Origin of the sequence: Jonesia quinghaiensis DSM 15701 (assembly GCF_000423205.1) — a bacterium.
Classification (GTDB): Bacteria; Actinomycetota; Actinomycetes; order Actinomycetales; family Cellulomonadaceae; genus Jonesia; species Jonesia quinghaiensis.
Window position 1 is genome coordinate 43650 of record NZ_AUHN01000004.1, and the last position, 16101, is coordinate 59750.

General features: G+C 54.8%; 18 protein-coding genes and 1 tRNA gene. 5 read left to right on the top strand and 14 right to left on the bottom strand.

The window, feature by feature from the left end:
* Positions 1-361: 361 nt before the first annotated feature.
* A complete protein-coding gene (locus G538_RS14285) occupies positions 362-931 on the top strand; it encodes a methylated-DNA--[protein]-cysteine S-methyltransferase (RefSeq protein WP_035832707.1) in 570 nt (189 codons plus the stop codon).
* Between the two features lie 113 nt (positions 932-1044).
* Here G538_RS14285 and G538_RS0100250 read toward each other — a convergent pair whose 3' ends face one another.
* Positions 1045-1968: an NADP-dependent oxidoreductase gene (locus G538_RS0100250; RefSeq protein WP_029067725.1), complete on the bottom strand. Its 924-nt coding sequence runs from the start codon at positions 1966-1968 to the stop codon at positions 1045-1047.
* Positions 1969-2025: 57 nt separating this feature from the next.
* On the opposite strand from G538_RS0100250, the gene G538_RS0100255 reads away from it, so the two are divergent.
* Positions 2026-2514 (top strand): hypothetical protein, encoded by a 489-nt coding sequence (locus tag G538_RS0100255; RefSeq protein WP_029067726.1) that lies wholly within the window; start codon positions 2026-2028, stop codon positions 2512-2514.
* On the opposite strand, the gene G538_RS0100260 is transcribed toward G538_RS0100255, so the two are convergent.
* On the bottom strand, positions 2511-2894 hold the full coding sequence (locus G538_RS0100260) for a hypothetical protein (RefSeq protein WP_157544236.1): 384 nt from the start codon (positions 2892-2894) through the stop codon (positions 2511-2513). The two genes, G538_RS0100255 and G538_RS0100260, sit on opposite strands and share 4 nt — an antisense overlap.
* A 205-nt stretch (positions 2895-3099) precedes the next feature.
* On the opposite strand from G538_RS0100260, the gene G538_RS0100270 reads away from it, so the two are divergent.
* Complete coding sequence (locus G538_RS0100270; RefSeq protein ID WP_029067729.1) at positions 3100-3336, top strand: hypothetical protein; 237 nt, start codon at positions 3100-3102, stop codon at positions 3334-3336.
* Positions 3333-3743, top strand: coding sequence for a hypothetical protein (locus G538_RS0100275; RefSeq protein WP_029067730.1), 411 nt, complete (start codon positions 3333-3335; stop codon positions 3741-3743). Before G538_RS0100270 ends, G538_RS0100275 begins: the two co-directional genes overlap by 4 nt.
* A 25-nt stretch (positions 3744-3768) precedes the next feature.
* Here the strand turns inward: G538_RS0100275 and G538_RS0100280 are convergent, their stop codons facing one another.
* From G538_RS0100280 to G538_RS0100330, 9 genes are all read right to left on the bottom strand, one after another.
* On the bottom strand, positions 3769-4287 hold the full coding sequence (locus tag G538_RS0100280; protein ID WP_029067731.1) for a hypothetical protein: 519 nt from the start codon (positions 4285-4287) through the stop codon (positions 3769-3771).
* A gap of 50 nt (positions 4288-4337) precedes the next feature.
* Positions 4338-4904, bottom strand: a complete 567-nt coding sequence (locus tag G538_RS0100285; RefSeq protein WP_157544237.1) for a hypothetical protein — start codon at positions 4902-4904, stop codon at positions 4338-4340.
* Between the two features lie 449 nt (positions 4905-5353).
* Positions 5354-6307: an Abi family protein gene (locus tag G538_RS0100290; protein ID WP_029067733.1), complete on the bottom strand. Its 954-nt coding sequence runs from the start codon at positions 6305-6307 to the stop codon at positions 5354-5356.
* A gap of 785 nt (positions 6308-7092) precedes the next feature.
* A complete protein-coding gene (locus tag G538_RS0100295; RefSeq protein ID WP_169514068.1) occupies positions 7093-8016 on the bottom strand; it encodes an abortive infection family protein in 924 nt (307 codons plus the stop codon).
* A gap of 1041 nt (positions 8017-9057) precedes the next feature.
* On the bottom strand, positions 9058-9678 hold the full coding sequence (locus G538_RS0100305) for a hypothetical protein (protein WP_029067736.1): 621 nt from the start codon (positions 9676-9678) through the stop codon (positions 9058-9060).
* Positions 9679-10096: 418 nt separating this feature from the next.
* A complete protein-coding gene (locus G538_RS18495; protein WP_029067737.1) occupies positions 10097-10285 on the bottom strand; it encodes a tyrosine-type recombinase/integrase in 189 nt (62 codons plus the stop codon).
* 8 nt (positions 10286-10293) lie between these two features.
* Complete coding sequence (locus G538_RS0100315; protein WP_029067738.1) at positions 10294-10737, bottom strand: site-specific integrase; 444 nt, start codon at positions 10735-10737, stop codon at positions 10294-10296.
* 617 nt (positions 10738-11354) lie between these two features.
* A tRNA-Ser gene (locus tag G538_RS0100325) sits at positions 11355-11444 on the bottom strand.
* Between the two features lie 133 nt (positions 11445-11577).
* Positions 11578-12891: a threonine/serine exporter family protein gene (locus tag G538_RS0100330; protein WP_029067739.1), complete on the bottom strand. Its 1314-nt coding sequence runs from the start codon at positions 12889-12891 to the stop codon at positions 11578-11580.
* A 193-nt stretch (positions 12892-13084) separates the two neighbouring features.
* Between G538_RS0100330 and G538_RS0100335 the strand changes: the two genes are divergently transcribed.
* Entirely contained in the window at positions 13085-14425 is a 1341-nt protein-coding gene (locus G538_RS0100335; RefSeq protein ID WP_084617920.1) for an FG-GAP-like repeat-containing protein, read from the top strand.
* 247 nt (positions 14426-14672) lie between these two features.
* Here the strand turns inward: G538_RS0100335 and G538_RS0100340 are convergent, their stop codons facing one another.
* From G538_RS0100340 to G538_RS0100350, 3 genes are read right to left on the bottom strand one after another with little or no spacing between them, the layout of a single operon-like run.
* Entirely contained in the window at positions 14673-15140 is a 468-nt protein-coding gene (locus tag G538_RS0100340) for an MmcQ/YjbR family DNA-binding protein (protein WP_029067741.1), read from the bottom strand.
* A gap of 3 nt (positions 15141-15143) precedes the next feature.
* Entirely contained in the window at positions 15144-15299 is a 156-nt protein-coding gene (locus G538_RS18105; protein ID WP_029067742.1) for a hypothetical protein, read from the bottom strand.
* The gene (locus G538_RS0100350) at positions 15299-16027 is read right to left on the bottom strand and encodes a class E sortase (RefSeq protein ID WP_029067743.1); all 729 of its coding nucleotides are present in this window, start codon (positions 16025-16027) and stop codon (positions 15299-15301) included. Before G538_RS0100350 ends, G538_RS18105 begins: the two co-directional genes overlap by 1 nt.
* Positions 16028-16101: the final 74 nt, after the last annotated feature.

Consider the following 16101-nt stretch of genomic DNA (forward strand, 5'->3'; position numbering starts at 1 on the left):
CAAAACTGTTTCAGGGTGATGCTGGACACTCTCCTACGGCCTTCGGGGTGGCATCCCTCTGGAGAACGACACAGACACCTCTCATCCACCCCCGTGGAGTAGCATGCACCCGCATGATGTCAACACCTCAGCCTGATGCCCCACTCCCACCACACCGGGCACAGTTGAACTATGACCACTGATGCCTTGCTTCACGGACGCGAGCGCACTACTGCGTGCCGTGGTGTGGTGCGCTCGTCAACGGTGTTGGCGTGACCCATTTTCCACAGATTGCGTCCGGTTCATAGGTTGTTGTCAGGTACGCGCAGTAGGGTGAAGGTATCAGTGTTGTCACGGGGGCTGAATGGGAAGGTTGTGGGGTATGAACTGGGTGGTTGTTGATTCTCCAGTGGGGCGATTATTGGTCATCGCAACGCAGAAGGGAGTGGTGCGTTTGGAGTTTCTTACGGACGACATTGATGTCCAACGGGAACTGCACCGTACTGCTGGCATGCTGCGGATGGCCGGTGAGATGGTCCCTCCTGCAGACGAATGGTTAGAGGGAGTTGGGTTAGCTCAGCAGGCAGCTACCGAATTAGGCGAGTACTTTCTTGCAGACCGTAAAGAATTCGATGTTCCTGTATATCGTGCGCTTTCTAAAGGTTTCCGGCGCCAAGCTTTAGAGCACATCTCCACCATTCCTTACGGCATGACAGAAAGTTATGCCGAGGTAGCGGAGGCGATTAACAACCCCAAAGCGGTGCGTGCCGTGGGTGGGGCGTGTGCAAGTAACCCTGTCCCGATCATCGTCCCGTGCCACCGGGTGCTCCGCGCCGACCGGTCCTTGGGCGGGTACATGGGTGGGCAAGGCAACGCGAACTTGTCGTACAAAATCCACCTACTTGACCTTGAAGGCGCTGAACATGCCCGCGCCGCAACGGTCTTGCTGTAGGACCACCACATTCACCATCCGTGACACACACAACGGTGGGGTGAGACAGAGTTTCCTCTGTCTCACCCCACCGTTGTGGTTTTGCCTGCTGTTTCTATGATCTCGCTGTGGGTTTATGCGGTCATGTCCACAACTACTTTTCCACGTGTGTGTCCGTCCATGTTGTGACGGTACGCTGCTGGCGCATCGGCGAAGGGGAAGACCGTGTCAATCTGTGGTTTCACGATGCCTCGTGCAGCCAAGTCAGCAAGCCGCGCAGTGTCAGCACTGTTAGGTTTCACCCACAGCCACGCACCACCCAGCGACATCACACTTGGGTCTGCAATGGAAATGATCGGTGCACCTGACTTCATCAGTTCACCGGAAATCTCAGTGACGCCACCAACTGCGTCATACACGCCATCAACGCCTTCAGGGGCCAGTGCGCGCACCGCGTCAACAACACCATCACCGTACGCGACAGGGTGCGCACCCAACGCACGTAACGCATCGTGATTTGATGGAGACGCTGTCCCAATGACACGCAAACCTCGGTGCACGGCGTACTGCACAGCGAGACGCCCCACCCCGCCCGAGGCGTTGTGCACAAGGAGAGTGTCACCTTCGCTTAAGCCCAGGTGATCAACACCCTGTAGTGCCGTTTGCCCAGCGAGAGGCAACGACGCAGCCTCCACAAAGCTCAGCTCCTTCGGTTTGTGGGCCGCAAGACGCACAGGCACAATCGCATACTGTGCCATCGAACCGCGTTGCACAAAGTCCTGCATGTTGTCCGCGAGGATTTCGTCACCCACCGCGAACTCGTCCACACCGAACCCAACAGCCTCAACTACACCGGCAACATCCCACCCCACCGTGGAGGGGAACACCACAGGCATCACCTCGTTGAGGCCACCGGCCATGATCTTCCAGTCCACCGGGTTCACCGACGCCGCGTGTACTTTAATGCGCACCGTGCCAGGCCCCGGCTGCGGGATCTCCTGCTCAGTGAGTTGTAGATTGTCTGGTCCGCCAAATTCTGAGTATGTCCATGCCTTCATACCCAGCCCCAACGACGTAGCCGCCGCCCCTATTCCATTCGGTGAGCGTTTTCACTCATGGGTGAACAACCCATCGCTGTTACTCCGCCCGAGGAGCACTATGGTGTGATGACCTACGGCACACCCCCAGTCCGGCGCGATGTGCGGACCGCCGGAGCCGCCTTCCTTATGTGGGCTCTCGGCTTTTTCTTAGCATCCCGACTTCTTGAAGCTAACTACAACTACCTGTACTCCCGGTACGAGAGCACCCCGTCACGGGGTACACCTTCACTACTGTGGATGGGCTTGGCAGCCCTGCTCACTATCGCTGCGATTATCGCTGTGTTGTCAGCTATTTACGCTTTCCTGCAACGCGCACGCTACGACTTTGACCGCAACCAAGAGCAACGCAGACAGCTAACGCGCCTTGTGGAACGGCTTGATGCGTTGGAACAACGAGCGGCAGAACAAGCTGCAGCACAAGCAGGCGAGCGTGCTCCACAGCCCTCTGGTGTACAGGAATCGACCGTCGCGCCAGACGGTGAGGCTTCACCTGATCGGGATTAATCACATCCATAGTTTTCACTGACCCGGGGCCACAATTCCACGGTGTCACCGTCAACAACAAATATCTCTGTCGCGGCGACCGCCACCCAAACGTGGCGGTCGCCGTCGCGTAATAAGGTGTCCACAACATCTGGAGGCAGTGTAGCGTCCGGTTCGAATGCCGTTTCTACTGCACCCTGGTCATACAGGGAGTTTTGCGGATCACTGGCGAACCGTCCCTCATTGAGGCGCAGGAATGACACCCCGTCCTCGTCGCAGTGAGAGGAACCTGGCTCCTCTGTCACCTGCCCTTGCGGCCCTTCCCAGACGGTAGGTGAACTGCAGGCGGCAATGAGAACCATGGAACATACAATCACTGAGGCAAAACGGATTGATCGCATACTCGGATCGTAGTATGAATTTCACCTACATGGTCGTTTTGTCAGAGGAGTTCTGTAAAGTCACCGGTGAACATTGTGTGGAGTTGGGCGGGAACGGCGGTTTCATCGGTGGCGTGGTCGAAAACTCAGCTCTCGAGGACGACCCTATGGTCAAGCACATGGTTGATGCTTTTCGTTTTTTGGCCTCGATAAGCATGCGGAACTGATGCTTCGAGGCGAAAGGGAATATGCACGTTTTCGCCCTCATAGCGATGATGATCTCAGCGAAGCTGACGAGGCGTTGTGGGACGAACTTGATGAAACGTTCTACGCTGTTGCCACAGAAGAATCCATTGAGCCTGCGCTGCAGAAGCATGCTCATCTTCTTCCAAAGCAACAGAACCCGCTGCAAGCCATTCAGAGCACAGCTAAACGTTTGCTCCCACAGAACAAGGCATCATGACTATTTTTTTGCGAATCTTAGGGATTCTCTCAACAACTACGCTACTGAGCGCCCTCGTTGGTGCAGTAAGCAGCTTTGGTAGCGGTTGGGAAGTGTTCCTCGCCTTGTACTACGGCGTCTTAGGGTTCGTCACCGCTTTGGGCGCCATTGCTGGTGTGATGGGTGGTGAGTTTCTGTGGCGTAAGAGGCCAGAGGCTTTTCGGCGACGCGCAACCTCACTTGCAGCAGGTGGCGGGGCGATGATCGGTTTGTTCCTGGCCGGTAACAATCTGATGCTTGCAACGGGTGCTCGTATTGCTTTCCCGCTTATCGCCTTTGCGCTCTTCGCCCTAGCAGCGTATTACCTGCGCGAGCGGCTTATTACCGGGACCATCACAACCACTGAGGAACCTGGCACGGCGCGTTAAAGACCACTCCCTCCAATGAGCTTCGTTACTGCTGATCCGGTAATGCTGCTACGGGAATGAACTCTCCTGATACCGTTTCCGTTGTGCCTAACTCGTCGTAGAACCCCTCGAAAGGGCGCCCCCACTTTGATGTGTAGAGGCTCCCATCAGGCCAAAACACTGCAACATTCTGTTCGTCAATAAACACCTGTGTAACCTCGACGTTGTCGCCGTTTGCAAGGTGGAAACGATACGCTGTTGCTGGCCTCCCCTTGAGTTCGTGCTCTGCTGCCCGAAAACTTGACGCTGGCATGTCAACAAAAGCGCGGGTTAGTTCAGGAACCACATCTGGCGAATCAATGACAGTCCGCGAAACCTCCTGTGAGATCACCCCGTAGGTGTACTCAAACAGTTCAACACTCTCCACCGAACCATCAGCAACTTCATCAATGGTGATTGATGTCGGCAAAAAGCCTCTCATGAGCACCACGGCGATAATGACAATCAGAAGTGCAGCTCCAGTCCAGAGCATTGTTCTGCGAGAAACTAACATCCGCGTTGCCATGTTGCGACCTTCCAAAGTGAATAAATGCTCCGCTAAAGGCACAGCACCCCCTATGAGCAACCTTCTCCAGGCGCCGGAATGGAGACGTCCGTGTCATGAATACTGTAGTAAGCGCGTTTGTCACTGTGATACCTGACCCGCGTCCGCTCGTATGAGCCCCCCTCGTTGTCGGACTCGGCTGCCACAACGAGCCCGTACGAAGCACCAGCTTCAACGCGGGGTGGCGTGTGTGTGCTAATTTCCGGGTAGTTAGCAAGGAGGGCGGTGTCGAGGGTGTCGCCATTAACTATTTTCTGTGACCAGTCCTCGATAGGGAGCACCCATGCCCCGACCATCGTTATACCTTCAGCGTTCACTAACTCGACTGCATCAAGGAAGACATCATCCGAGCCATCTACATTGTCAAGTATTGTCACAGCAACCAGCAGCGGGGCATTTTCAATTTTGGGCAGACACAGTGCAGCCGAGGAATCTTGAATCAGACCACCACGCTTCGCTGGAAGGTATGAACTGAAAACAGTCAGGGTCAACAACACAGCGAGTAACAGCAACGCCGCCAACAGAACCCATTTTGCGTTAGCACGTTTCAAAACACCTAAATCATTCATTCTCTTCACAGAGCAGACTTTACGCTATTCCGTGTGGAATTAAGGTGCCTGCTAAGGACAGACGCTTCGCCACATGCGCGACTTCGCTGAAAGATGGAGGCGTAGGGAGAACAAAAAACCCTCCGACCGCGTTTTAGCTGGTCGAAGGGTTGTTCTGTATTCCAGTGCGGAGACGGAGGGATTCGAACCGCCAGTTGTATCAACGTTGCGTCCTGGTGCGTCTTCTTGACTGAACCTGCATAAACCTTCCGAGTAACGTGCATACCGAATAGTAATGTTTGCGATTAAAAGTAGGGAACAGGCGGGGGGGACGGATGACCGTGGTGATTCACGGTTCCATCTTGTTCGAGCGCTATGGTTGCAGTTCACTCTGAACCTACCCCAATTCGGCCCCACGCGAATCGCTCAAGGCCTGCCTTGAGGACCAGTGGCATCATACTGCCGAAGTCGCTTTCGTACTAATTTGCGCCTATTTGTCGTATGCCTTCTTTGTAGCGCAGGTTTTCTGCAAGCAACTCATCTAACTCATTTTTGAACGTTCTACCATGCCCCATTCCCTCGAGAAAACTTGCCAACGTCAGCATGGGAACGTACATAGACTTGGGGTGGGTTGAACGGTTCTCTTGTCTATAGATATTTGGAATCCTTGGCGTTGAAACTGAAGGCCGCATCCAAAGGCGGTTGTGATGTCCAACCAAATTTCTCAGAACCGTGACGCCCTCAAGTTGACCGATAAAGATTCGCTGCGATACTCCGCATTGCCCAGCGATCCCCTTCCAAAGCAATGCATCGTCCGCGACGCTAGAAACAGGTCCTCGAAAAGAGGAGATCGCCTTTGCGAGAGTCCCGAAACTCCACCAATCGATCGTCGCCCAGATCGGTAACTCCACTAACGCTTCGATCTGTCGTGCAGTATTTCGAGAGCCCGCGAGCTCCTTCCTAGTCATACCCCACTTCTGGCAGAGTGGGTCAGCCTTGTGCTGGATGTACGATTCCGAACTTCTGAGAATTTGCCGCCGAATCTGGACAGCAACTGACTGTCCATCCATATTTAGTAACTGATACGAGTCATCTTGTAGATAAACGCCATAAGGCGAAAATCTCTTGACGTAGGCTTCGACATAGCACTGTCGAAGCCTACGCTCGACCATTTGGACACCTTCAAAAATTTTCAGGGAAACCTGCTGATCGAGCTGATATATCTCGAGTAATTCTTGGAGTGTCGTAGTTCCGAATTTCTTGCGGAAGTTTCTTGCGTACCCCATCAGGAAGTGAAAAACGACTCTACTCAGTGCTTCTTCATCTTCAGTGGAAGTATCCTCGTTTCCGATAAAGCCTTGTTTTCGCAGATACTCAATACGCTCAGGAACACTGAGCGCCGGTAGGTGCGAATAGGACTTAAAGGTCTCCACCTGTGCAGTATATCGATGGCTGCATGGAAAAAACACAAAAAAGGACCCTCCGCAGTGAGCATCGTAGAGAGGCCGGGAGGGGACTATTGAGTTCAATATACCTCGAGGTCCAGACTTTGGCGATAGGGTCCGGATCACAAAAAACCTTTCACACTCAGCCCGCCTCTCACTCCGAGTTCGCCGCCCAACGTCTCACTCTGGGGTCGGGCATCACAGTCTCAAAACGATAACTAACGCGAAAACGCAGTACCAGCCTCTACCATCGCCCTCCGCGCTCGGACCCGTCGCCCGTTCTTTCTCTGTAGCTACCGCTAGCATCGCATCGCCAATGAGTGAACTAGTATCCGCGCAAGCGATCGCTGGCAATGCGACAGCGATAAAGGAGCCAAGGTTTTCATGACAATGAGCCATTCAGTGCGGGGCAGAGCCTGCAGCCATCGGATGAGGTTTGTCCCCCTGGCGGCCGTTTCATGGCAAGCGTCGTGGTACTAGGTATGCCAAACCGTTGTTCTCAACAACTACCCGCCGAACAATAAGTGGGAGATCGGTGGCGTGTAAGCTGGGCAGATTTGTTGACCGAAACCCTTCGGTCAACAAGATCGCCTGCGGAACATCTTTAGGCCAGAGAGTCTGAATTGCACAGCAACGAGCGGCTCACGCCAAAGTATGGAAGCAGCCGTGCTCTCAGTCAGCCCGAGCAAATCAGATCGCAGACGAGAAAAGACCAAAATAGTCCGATCCCCCTGCCGCAGGTCTGGGAAAGCGACAGTGGGCATGGTTCAGGCCTATTGACCGTACTGTGTCTTTAACTCGGACAACAGCCAATCTGCAAGGCTCGCAGCTTCACGAGCAACATAGCGTGCCATTTCAGGGCTGACACCTGTAGGGAGCGTTCGACCGTGACCGGTACCCTGAGCGTTGCGCAACTCATTCACTGCGATTGCAACCTGCCTAGCCGCTTGGCGCACCTCCCTAACGGCCCTACCTCCAGGAAGGTTCGAATCCACAGTTTTAGGGTGTAAATCTAGGCGTTCAATAGCCAGTCCAATTAAGGGCTGGAAATCCATCTTGTGGGCCGCTTCGCCCATGCTCGCCGCCTCCAAGACAAACTTCGCAACTGCTTCCAGCAACTCCTTCGCAGTTCCAATCTGAAGGCCGGGGTCTTCACTATTTCGCTGCAGTCTTGCCAGTTGGTCCTCAAGAGCTGGCCGACCGGCTGTATCGAGGTCTATGGAACCAAGCGGCGACAGATGACCGTCTTTATCAAGCGTCCATCCCGATCGAAGAAACGCCGTCCTCAGTTGTGCAACTAATTGTTCCGATTTATTGTCGACCTTGCCGAAAGCCCCATCAACCCTAAGTTCACTGAGAAGGTTTTCAATAAGCGGTCTAAGTTTTCCGCGCCGGTCAGCGAAAGAAAGGGCGTTCGTCACGCGTCTCTGTTTGTTAATACCCTGAACACCACGCTGATAGTCATCTTCTTCAGGGCCAAAACCGACTCCGATAAACGCAGTCGTCAACGAAGAATGGCTTGGTCCGGAACCATCAAAGAAAAACTTCGCTATGAGTCTTTGCACGTCTCCACTGAACTGATTCGTCATGCTCAATATAATCGCGGAACAAAAAAATTCATGAAGGGCGACACGCCACATATCAAGCCTTTTCAACGCTCCCATCGGATGCTGTGCATTAGTTGCGAGTGTAATCAACGCTTGAGTATCTACTAATTTCCCGAGTGTCGAGTGGAAGAGGAACAGGCACCTAACAAATGATGGAAGTGACTGGACACAACCAACATTCCACATCCACCACAAGCAGCACAACCAAACAGTTCATTTCGTCCACTCTGTTAGCCACTACACAGGCCACAGTATCTGCATCTTCACCCACTACAATTGACGCCTCTTCCTAACATCAAGCAGTCGCAGGCTGTTCGTCTTGATGCCCGACATATCATCTGTCAAGGCAACTGCTCTGCAGCTTGTTTGTGCGAGCGAGCCAACTCCACGTTGTCAATACCGTAAGCACTCTGTGGAGACTGATGCTTTCAGTCAGACGCTTGCTTTAGATACTGCTCCACTCAAGGCTATGACCGGAAATTGGAGAATAGACGGGAAACAAGAAAGCCCCTGACAGCATTTACACTGATCAGAGGCTTTTTGTACGTTATGGCGGAGACGGAGGGATTCGAAAACTCTATTCCACCTTTTGAGACGCTCTCGTTCAATCGGAAGCCGTTGGAATCATGCGGATCTGCCCAGACCTGCCCTGACCTACATCGGACCTATATCTGTCATTTGTTGGCGAGGCCAACAAGTTTGGCGGACGGTTTCGCACCGGTTCGAATCATAATTCGAACTAAAGAAGGCCCCCACTCAACGGCGCGTTTTAGCGGTCGTGAAGAGTGGGGGCGCTTGCGTTCGGAGTGCGCGGTTCTCGCTAGCACACCGCCACGACTGACTGAGCCAGAGGAGTGGCCGCTTCTAGCGGCGCTGCGCGGCTCGCTGCTGCCAAGTTAAGACACCGAGGGCGAGTATCGAAAGCCCTAGCGAAGCTATTGCAATTCTTGCGCGCCCATTCGATTGCGCAACCTGGTCTGGGTCTATTGGCAGGCCAGCACTGGCGAAACCCTCAATGTTGTGCATCAAATTTAGAGATGCGACTGAAAATATTATTCCAGACACGAGAGAGGCGGCGAATAACAGCGTATAGAACTTTGTTTGACGGCTCATTGCTGCGCAACCCCTCCTTTAACTAATGCTGTGGCATTGCTCTCCGGCGAACACCCCGTCGACAAAAAGTCTCGCGCACTGTACGCCTCGCTTTAACGTAAGAGACTTATCTCTTACTGCAGGATTATGAATCATCGGGCTGACGCGCCCGATATATACACAGTTCCACCGTACTGGTGTGGTAGCCGTGCTGTATATCGTGCCCCCATAGCGATTCTGGAAAGAGACGTGATAGTTGCAGACATTCCCCGTTTTAGCGCGAACCTCGACCGATTCGACTGAGACTTTCGTTCCACTGCCGGTGATGTAGTGCCAAAGTTCAATTTTCGGGATTCCGATTGGAACCCCCTTCACATCTACTGTGAATCCTCCAATGCCCTGCCAGCCGCGGGCGGAGAGCAGCTGTGGTTGGTTGTAGCGTGGGTCAGATGGCGACGGGACGAAGTTTTCCAGTGTTGGGTCTTCGCTTTGAGTGCGGCTCATATCGTCGATGTCGGAACTGCCTGACGGCGCCTCACTGGAGGCAACCACGTCGAACTGTGCATTGCTGGCAGCAGCGGGTGTCAGCATCAGGAAACTTCCAATTACTGCGGAAACTACTGCAGTTGTCCTTGTTCGGCGTAGAAGGGTGTACTTCATTGTTTTCCTTTCTTTTGCGGGTCATCGTGCCCGTTTAGGATAGCATGCTAATTTTCTGATGCATATCCGCTTTCATAGGACCTTTGTTCTGTATTCTAGGCTTTCTTGGCTTGGGCGGTTCCAGCTTCCAGCGGCTCACATGAGGTGCTTCCGGTGGCGGTTTGCCTACCGTAGGAATGAGACGCCCGAACGCGAGCGTCTGCTGCCGCTCGATGATGAAAACAGATCAGGCTGGGGCTGCTTCCCGCGAGGATCGAGAAATGGGACGAAGCTCGAAACCCCAGCCGAGCGAATGCGTGACTTACTATTGACCACCTAGCCACCAGGTGTTGCAACAACCCCTAGATTCCAAGTGCAGCCTGGGTGCACTTTCGTCGTTCCTGTGGAAAAAAATTAACCCCGGAACGATAAGGAGCCGCTAGAGGTCCAGCAAGTCCGCTGCAATCATGTCTGCCGTATTCTCAAGATGCCCATAGGTGTTTGCCGTAGTTGAGAAATCCTCGTGCCCTACTCGGTCTTGAATAGCCTTGATCGTCGCTCCCCGAGCAATTAGCTTTAAGACATGAGTGTGCCGCAGGTCGTGCGCAGTAGCGCGCCTGCGGAGCACACCAGACTTTACCAGCGGATCAACCGCCGGATTTCAAATGTTGTCCTAGAACCACGCGGACGATATTGGCAGGTCAGTTCCTGTCCGAGTAAACACGAACTGTCCCGGCTTTTCTTCGCGATGTACTGCAAAAACCGTTTTCCGAACTTCTTGGATAGTGTGATGCTCCGCGTACCCTTCCGCGTCTTCGGCGACCCAAGTGGCGTTCCCACGCCTTTTCCTGCGTGGCGCTCGAATGCCTCGAGCACGATCACCTGGACGCGCTCTTCAATTTCGATGGAGCCGTCTGGTTGGCGGACTGGGAACTGCACGATCTCGTGGTGGTCTGGCTTTTGCGCTGAGGACTCCCCGATGCGCATGCCTGTCTGGAGCATGAACTCCACAAAGAAGCGGCTGTCTGGGTCCTCAATCGCTTCGAGCACAGCGGTTTCTTCTGGCTGAGTAAGGAACACGGTCTTTCAGGTTTTACGGGTCTATTTTTGTGCCAGCTCCCACCCTCCGCACCGTTCCTAGTGATCGCACCACCCCGTCATGCTGCTTCACGCTACAACGCCACAGACAGTAGTGCTTGCAGGTCCCTCTTCGTCTTTGGCGCACGGTCCAGGTTGTCATACCATCTCTGGACCTCCAGTGTGTTGAGTTAATCTACGGCGCGCGCGAAGTCGTTGTCTGTGGAGCGTGCTTTAAGTTGCCCGCGGTTTGAGAGGAGGATGCCGGCCTTCACTCTGCCGAGTTCATCTAGGTTTCTGGCGCTTACTTAATGGACGGTTGGCGATTAGGAAAGCCTTGCGCTCCATAGACTCGGTGGCGATTGTGATGCCGTTGCCGTTGGCACGAAGAATACCCACTCCCATTCGCTGGCAGGTGGCTGATATGCAGCTCAGTGATGCGGACTAGTTAACTACGCAACATCATTGCCGTAAGCATTCGGTGGAGACTAAGGATTTCAGTCAGACGCTTGCCTTTGATGCGGCTTTACTTAAGGCTTTGACCGGAAAAGGAGAATAAATAGGCAACAAAAAACCCTCCGACAGCATTTTTGCTGTTCGAAGGGTTGTTCTGCGTTTATTGGCGGAGACGGAGGGATTCGAACCCTCGAGGGGGTTGCCCCCCTAACACCTTAGCAGGGTGCCCGAATCGGCCACTCTCGCACGTCTCCTCGCTTGCATGTGCAAGCGAGTCAAGACTAACGGGTGGAAGCCTCAGAATGCAAAACGGCACAGGTGATCAGTGCTGATCACAGCCCACCGCCACACCGCAGGGCGCACCGCACGCGGCTGGAGTGCATCGGGCTAGTGTTGTTCGCGGCCTAGGCGCAGCCAGTTGAGGTCCGTCACTGACCGGGCCATCGTTAAACCGATCGCAATGGCTATGACAATGAATACCGCTTCAACGCCGTACGCGAGCGCTTGGAGGGTGTCCCCGGAGTTGAGGTAGTGGATGGCCCGGTAGCCTGCCGCGCCGGGCACCATGATGACGACGGCTGGTACGGACAGGGTGAGGCGTGGAACCCGGATTCGTGGGGCGATCATGTTGGCCAGTACACCCACGGTGAGCCCTGCGAAGAATGCGGCACCTTGTGGGACAAACCCAACCCCGATAAGTTCGAGGCGCAGCACGTTGGCGATCATGCCAATGAATGCGGCCCAGAGAGCGATGTGCCATGGGGAGTTGAAGATCATAGCGAAGCCCCACACGCCGCCGGCGGAGGCGAGCATACGGAATGCCAGAAGCGCCCAGGCGGAGAGGGCTACAGGTTCTGTGGGTGTTGGTTCCAACCCGAATGTTGCGGAGACCGCCCACACGGACAGGGCCGCGGAAATCATGATGAGCAGAGCGTACGCTAGCCGCGACATTCCTGCGGAGAAGTCGAGGCGCGATAAGTCCAGTGACGCGGACATAAGGGGGAACCCGGGGACGAGGAACAGCACAGCTGAGACGTACCCGGAGTCGTGGAGGGTTTCTACTGCCCCGGTGGCGAAGAGTGCGTTTGAGATCGCTAAATACACGCCCGATGCGACGGCTGCGGCGACCATGGTGACTGCGAGTTGGTTGAACCCTCGGTGCAGGAATGCGCGGCGTGCTAGTTGCCCAAGGCTGGCGGCCACAAACACCGCACTGATTTCTACCGGGCCGCCGTTGTTGAGGAACGCGAACGCGGCACAGGCTACACCGGCGAACAGTGCGTTGGCGAACGCGGGGTACAGCGGTGGTTGGCGCTCGATGGCGTCAAGGTGCTGTTCAACTTCTTTGAGGCGTTCATTGAGCACGTGTGAGTCGGCATGCTCGCCAAGTGGGGTGAGTGATTCGCAGTAGTTTTGCAGTTGTTTGATGCGTTGCGAGTTCACACCGATAGCGCGTGTTTGGGCGATTTCGGTGCGGTAGATTTCGCCTCGGTGGCAGGTTGCGGTGATTTCGTTGACGGTCACTTGTGCTTGCACTGAGGACATCCCCAGTGCAGCACCCATTTGGCTCATAGAATTTTTGACCCGGTAACTGCCGCTGCCCACTGTCAGCAGCATCAACCCCACGCGCACCACCGTTCTGGAGGCGCGGATGAGCTCGACTGGTTCAAACCGTGATTCGTCTACATATGCCCCATCCACGTATCCATCATGCCTGCTGACGTGACGTTGTGTCGGGACATGAGTCCCGACACCGTCGTTCGTTATCGTTTTGACACAGTGTCGCCGTTTATTGCCCAACACCGGGTTAACTCTGCTGTTCAGAAAGCGAATATTTCTCCCCGGGGTGACGATGTGAGTAGCGAGTGATCCTGTTTCGGCTGTTGGGGGCATCGTGCGAGGAAGTACCTGCGGGTTACGAGGGCGAATTGCCGCGCTAGTCACAGCGGTAGCTTTGACTGTGTCATTGGCGAGTGTGCCGGTTGCTGCTCAGGCTTCCTCACTCAGCGGGAGAGACACTGCGTTGAGTAGCGCGCAGGTGAAGAAGCTCCCCACGCTCACCCAGGAACTCCTGAAACTGACCAACAATGCACGTAAAAAAGCTGGCTTGTCGACCCTCACCCCGACCGCCTTCATTAGCGATAGTTCGCATAAGTGGTCACGGTCCATGGCATCGAAAAAGTCTTTAGCTCACGACAAGGCCCTGAAAAAAGGGTTCAAAAATGGGTGGACTTTTGTGGGGGAAAACCTAGCGAAAGCCGGAGATACCGTTACCGCTCAACGGATTTTCGATGCGTGGCTTGCTTCACCGGGGCACAAGAAGAATATTTACCGTGCCGACTTCACGCACTTTGGTATCGCCTCGGTGGAATCCAAGGGCACCGTGTGGGTGACACAGCGGTTCGCTGCGTACCCCCGGGTTCGCTTGTCGAAGGGGAAGAAAGTTACCGGGGTGATGACTGCCCCGGCTTCTGGTGCACTCCGTAAAGCGGACTACAACGGGGACAATCTCGCGGACCTGCTGGTAGTGACGTCCGCTGGGAAACTACGCGGTGTTTATGGTGATGGGCGGGCCAAAGTTTTTCACACTCGCACCTTTGACACCGGCACATTTTGGTCAACAGTTCGGCTCGGGACAGCAGTGGGGGACGTCAACAAAGATGGCGCGAATGACATTGTGACAGTCACCAAGGCCGGTAGTGTTTTCCTGCACCGCGGCACGGGGACTGGCCCCCTACAGGCGAAACGTAAGATCGCGTCGGGGTGGAAGAATATTCGCCTCCTTGCTTCGCCCGGGGATGTGACCGGGGACGGTATCCCTGACTTGGTGGCTGTTCACAAAAACGGCAAGGTCTTGGTGTACCCGATGACAAAAAGCGGGAATCTCAAAGCTCCACGAGTGGTGGCTCGTGACGGTAAGAAAGTAGTTCGCCTCTTGGGGACCGGTGATATCACTGGGGACAAACGCGCCGACTTTGTCATGGTGATGTCCAACGGCAAGTTAGTGACTATGGCGGGTAAGAAAGGCGTAGCAAAGTTCTCCCGCAGCAAGCAGTATTCATCAGGGTGGAAAGGGCGCAAAGTGTTCTCCATCGGCGACATCAACGGTGATGGCCGTGGAGACATTATTCGCGTGAAAGGCAAAACAGCGTACGTCTACCTCGGCAAGGGGAAAAACTCGTGGAGTGCCGCCAAAAAAATGGGAACAATTCCCAGCGCCAGGCTTGTGTTCTAACCCGATAGCAAAACACAGCACACACAAACGCGCGGAGGCTCGAAAGCCTCCGCGCAGTTTCTTAGACACCGTGGCCCAGGTCGACCACCGGTGGCTCAGCGCCACGTGACACGCGGCAATGTGGTTGGGTGACATCAGGAACCTTGAGGGAGGTGGTCACCCATAAAACTCACGGTAATGCGCAAGTGTGAGGTCTACGTGTGACTAAATACCCGAAGACACCGATCTTTCACATGAACCCACCAATTCACCCGCTTTTCGTGGGGGGCCAGTCAAGGAGAACACGGTCACGTCGGGGCATCGACGCAACCACAAGGTCGTAAGAGTCCTCAATAAGGTCACGTATGAGGGATTTTGTCACTCCACCCGCCACAGCGGAAGTGGGCTCTGCTGATTCCCCGCGGGGAGCATCGTGCGGTGTCGGTGTTGTCGCTGCCCTGTGTGGCACAACGACCGTATTCCAATGCCGTTTATTCATGTGATACCCCGGTAACACCCACTGGTACTGGCGGCGCAGATACTCAGCGAGCTCCGGGTCGCACTTGAGGTTTATCCGGGTTGCCTGTTCACCCGGCATGAGGAGCGCAAACAATTTTGCGGGACGCCCTGGCGCGGCTCGTACCTTCACCACGGTTGAATCGGCACCAAACGGGTGGTCCTCAAAAGCCCCCGGAAACGATAAACACATGCCGAGTAGTGCGTCATGGGTGATCATGACTTACCCAAAGTTGGGGTCGGTCCCCACAAACGTGTCAGAAATCCACGGGTACACCCACGTGAAAAGGACGTAAAACAGCAAGCCCAAGAGCACAAGAACTTGGATGAACTTTGCCCACCCTGGACCAGGAAGAGCCCGCCACAATAACCCGTACATCACATCACCCCTGGATCATTCAGGACCTGCTCTGGCATACCGTCCTCACGGTCCATCCACCCAACAAACTTTGCATGCGTAATCCACCGGTGACTGTTCCCCCACTCCCCCATCGACGGAGAATGGCACGTTGTCAGGGTCAGCAAACGCTCCGTCGGATCAACCCCAGGACTACGCGGAACTGGTGCAATAACATCTGACTGGTCCGGGGTAACAACGTAATCCTCGGTAACCGCATAGACATACCAGGTAGTCGCAGTTTCAACGATAATCTGATCCCCCGGCTCCAACCGGTCAACAAACCGGAACGAGTTACCGTGAGTTCGCCGATGCCCCGCCAACGCAAAGTTCCCCACCTCACCTGGCATTGCAGTGTCGCTATAGCGACCAGCTGCCGCTTGATCCAGGACAGCATCCGAGGTTCCCTCGCGGATGGGCATCGTATTGTTTGTCAGGTCATACCAGGCGGGAACAATCAGCACACCAAGGGTTTCGCCATCACCGGGCGCATCATCAACAGGCGGCGGATCATCCGTGTTCAGTTCCGCAGCAGTCTTTGGTGCAGCCTCAACGGTCTCATAGAAATCTGCAACGCCTTGCTCAGCAATAGCAGCAGACTGGTTAGAATCCCACCACACGTTCCACAACACATACCCACCGAGCAACAAACCCACGGTGATCATCAATTCACCGATGACTCCCACGGCTGCGAAAAAGAAGCGCCCCACTATCATCCCTTTGCCAGTCCGTTAACTCGAGTTTGTTCAGCATAACACCGGGCAATGACGCCTCAATCACGTCA

Bases quoted from the DNA above. Each gene is read 5' to 3' on its own strand.
- G538_RS14285 (WP_035832707.1), top strand. From the start codon at position 362: ATGAACTGGGTGGTTGTTGATTCTCCAGTGGGGCGATTATTGGTCATC.
- G538_RS0100250 (WP_029067725.1), bottom strand. From the start codon at position 1,968: ATGAAGGCATGGACATACTCAGAATTTGGCGGACCAGACAATCTACAA.
- G538_RS0100255 (WP_029067726.1), top strand. From the start codon at position 2,026: ATGGGTGAACAACCCATCGCTGTTACTCCGCCCGAGGAGCACTATGGT.
- G538_RS0100260 (WP_157544236.1), bottom strand. From the start codon at position 2,894: ATGCGATCAATCCGTTTTGCCTCAGTGATTGTATGTTCCATGGTTCTC.
- G538_RS0100270 (WP_029067729.1), top strand. From the start codon at position 3,100: ATGCTTCGAGGCGAAAGGGAATATGCACGTTTTCGCCCTCATAGCGAT.
- G538_RS0100275 (WP_029067730.1), top strand. From the start codon at position 3,333: ATGACTATTTTTTTGCGAATCTTAGGGATTCTCTCAACAACTACGCTA.
- G538_RS0100280 (WP_029067731.1), bottom strand. From the start codon at position 4,287: ATGGCAACGCGGATGTTAGTTTCTCGCAGAACAATGCTCTGGACTGGA.
- G538_RS0100305 (WP_029067736.1), bottom strand. From the start codon at position 9,678: ATGAAGTACACCCTTCTACGCCGAACAAGGACAACTGCAGTAGTTTCC.
- G538_RS0100340 (WP_029067741.1), bottom strand. From the start codon at position 15,140: ATGATCACCCATGACGCACTACTCGGCATGTGTTTATCGTTTCCGGGG.
- G538_RS18105 (WP_029067742.1), bottom strand. From the start codon at position 15,299: ATGTACGGGTTATTGTGGCGGGCTCTTCCTGGTCCAGGGTGGGCAAAG.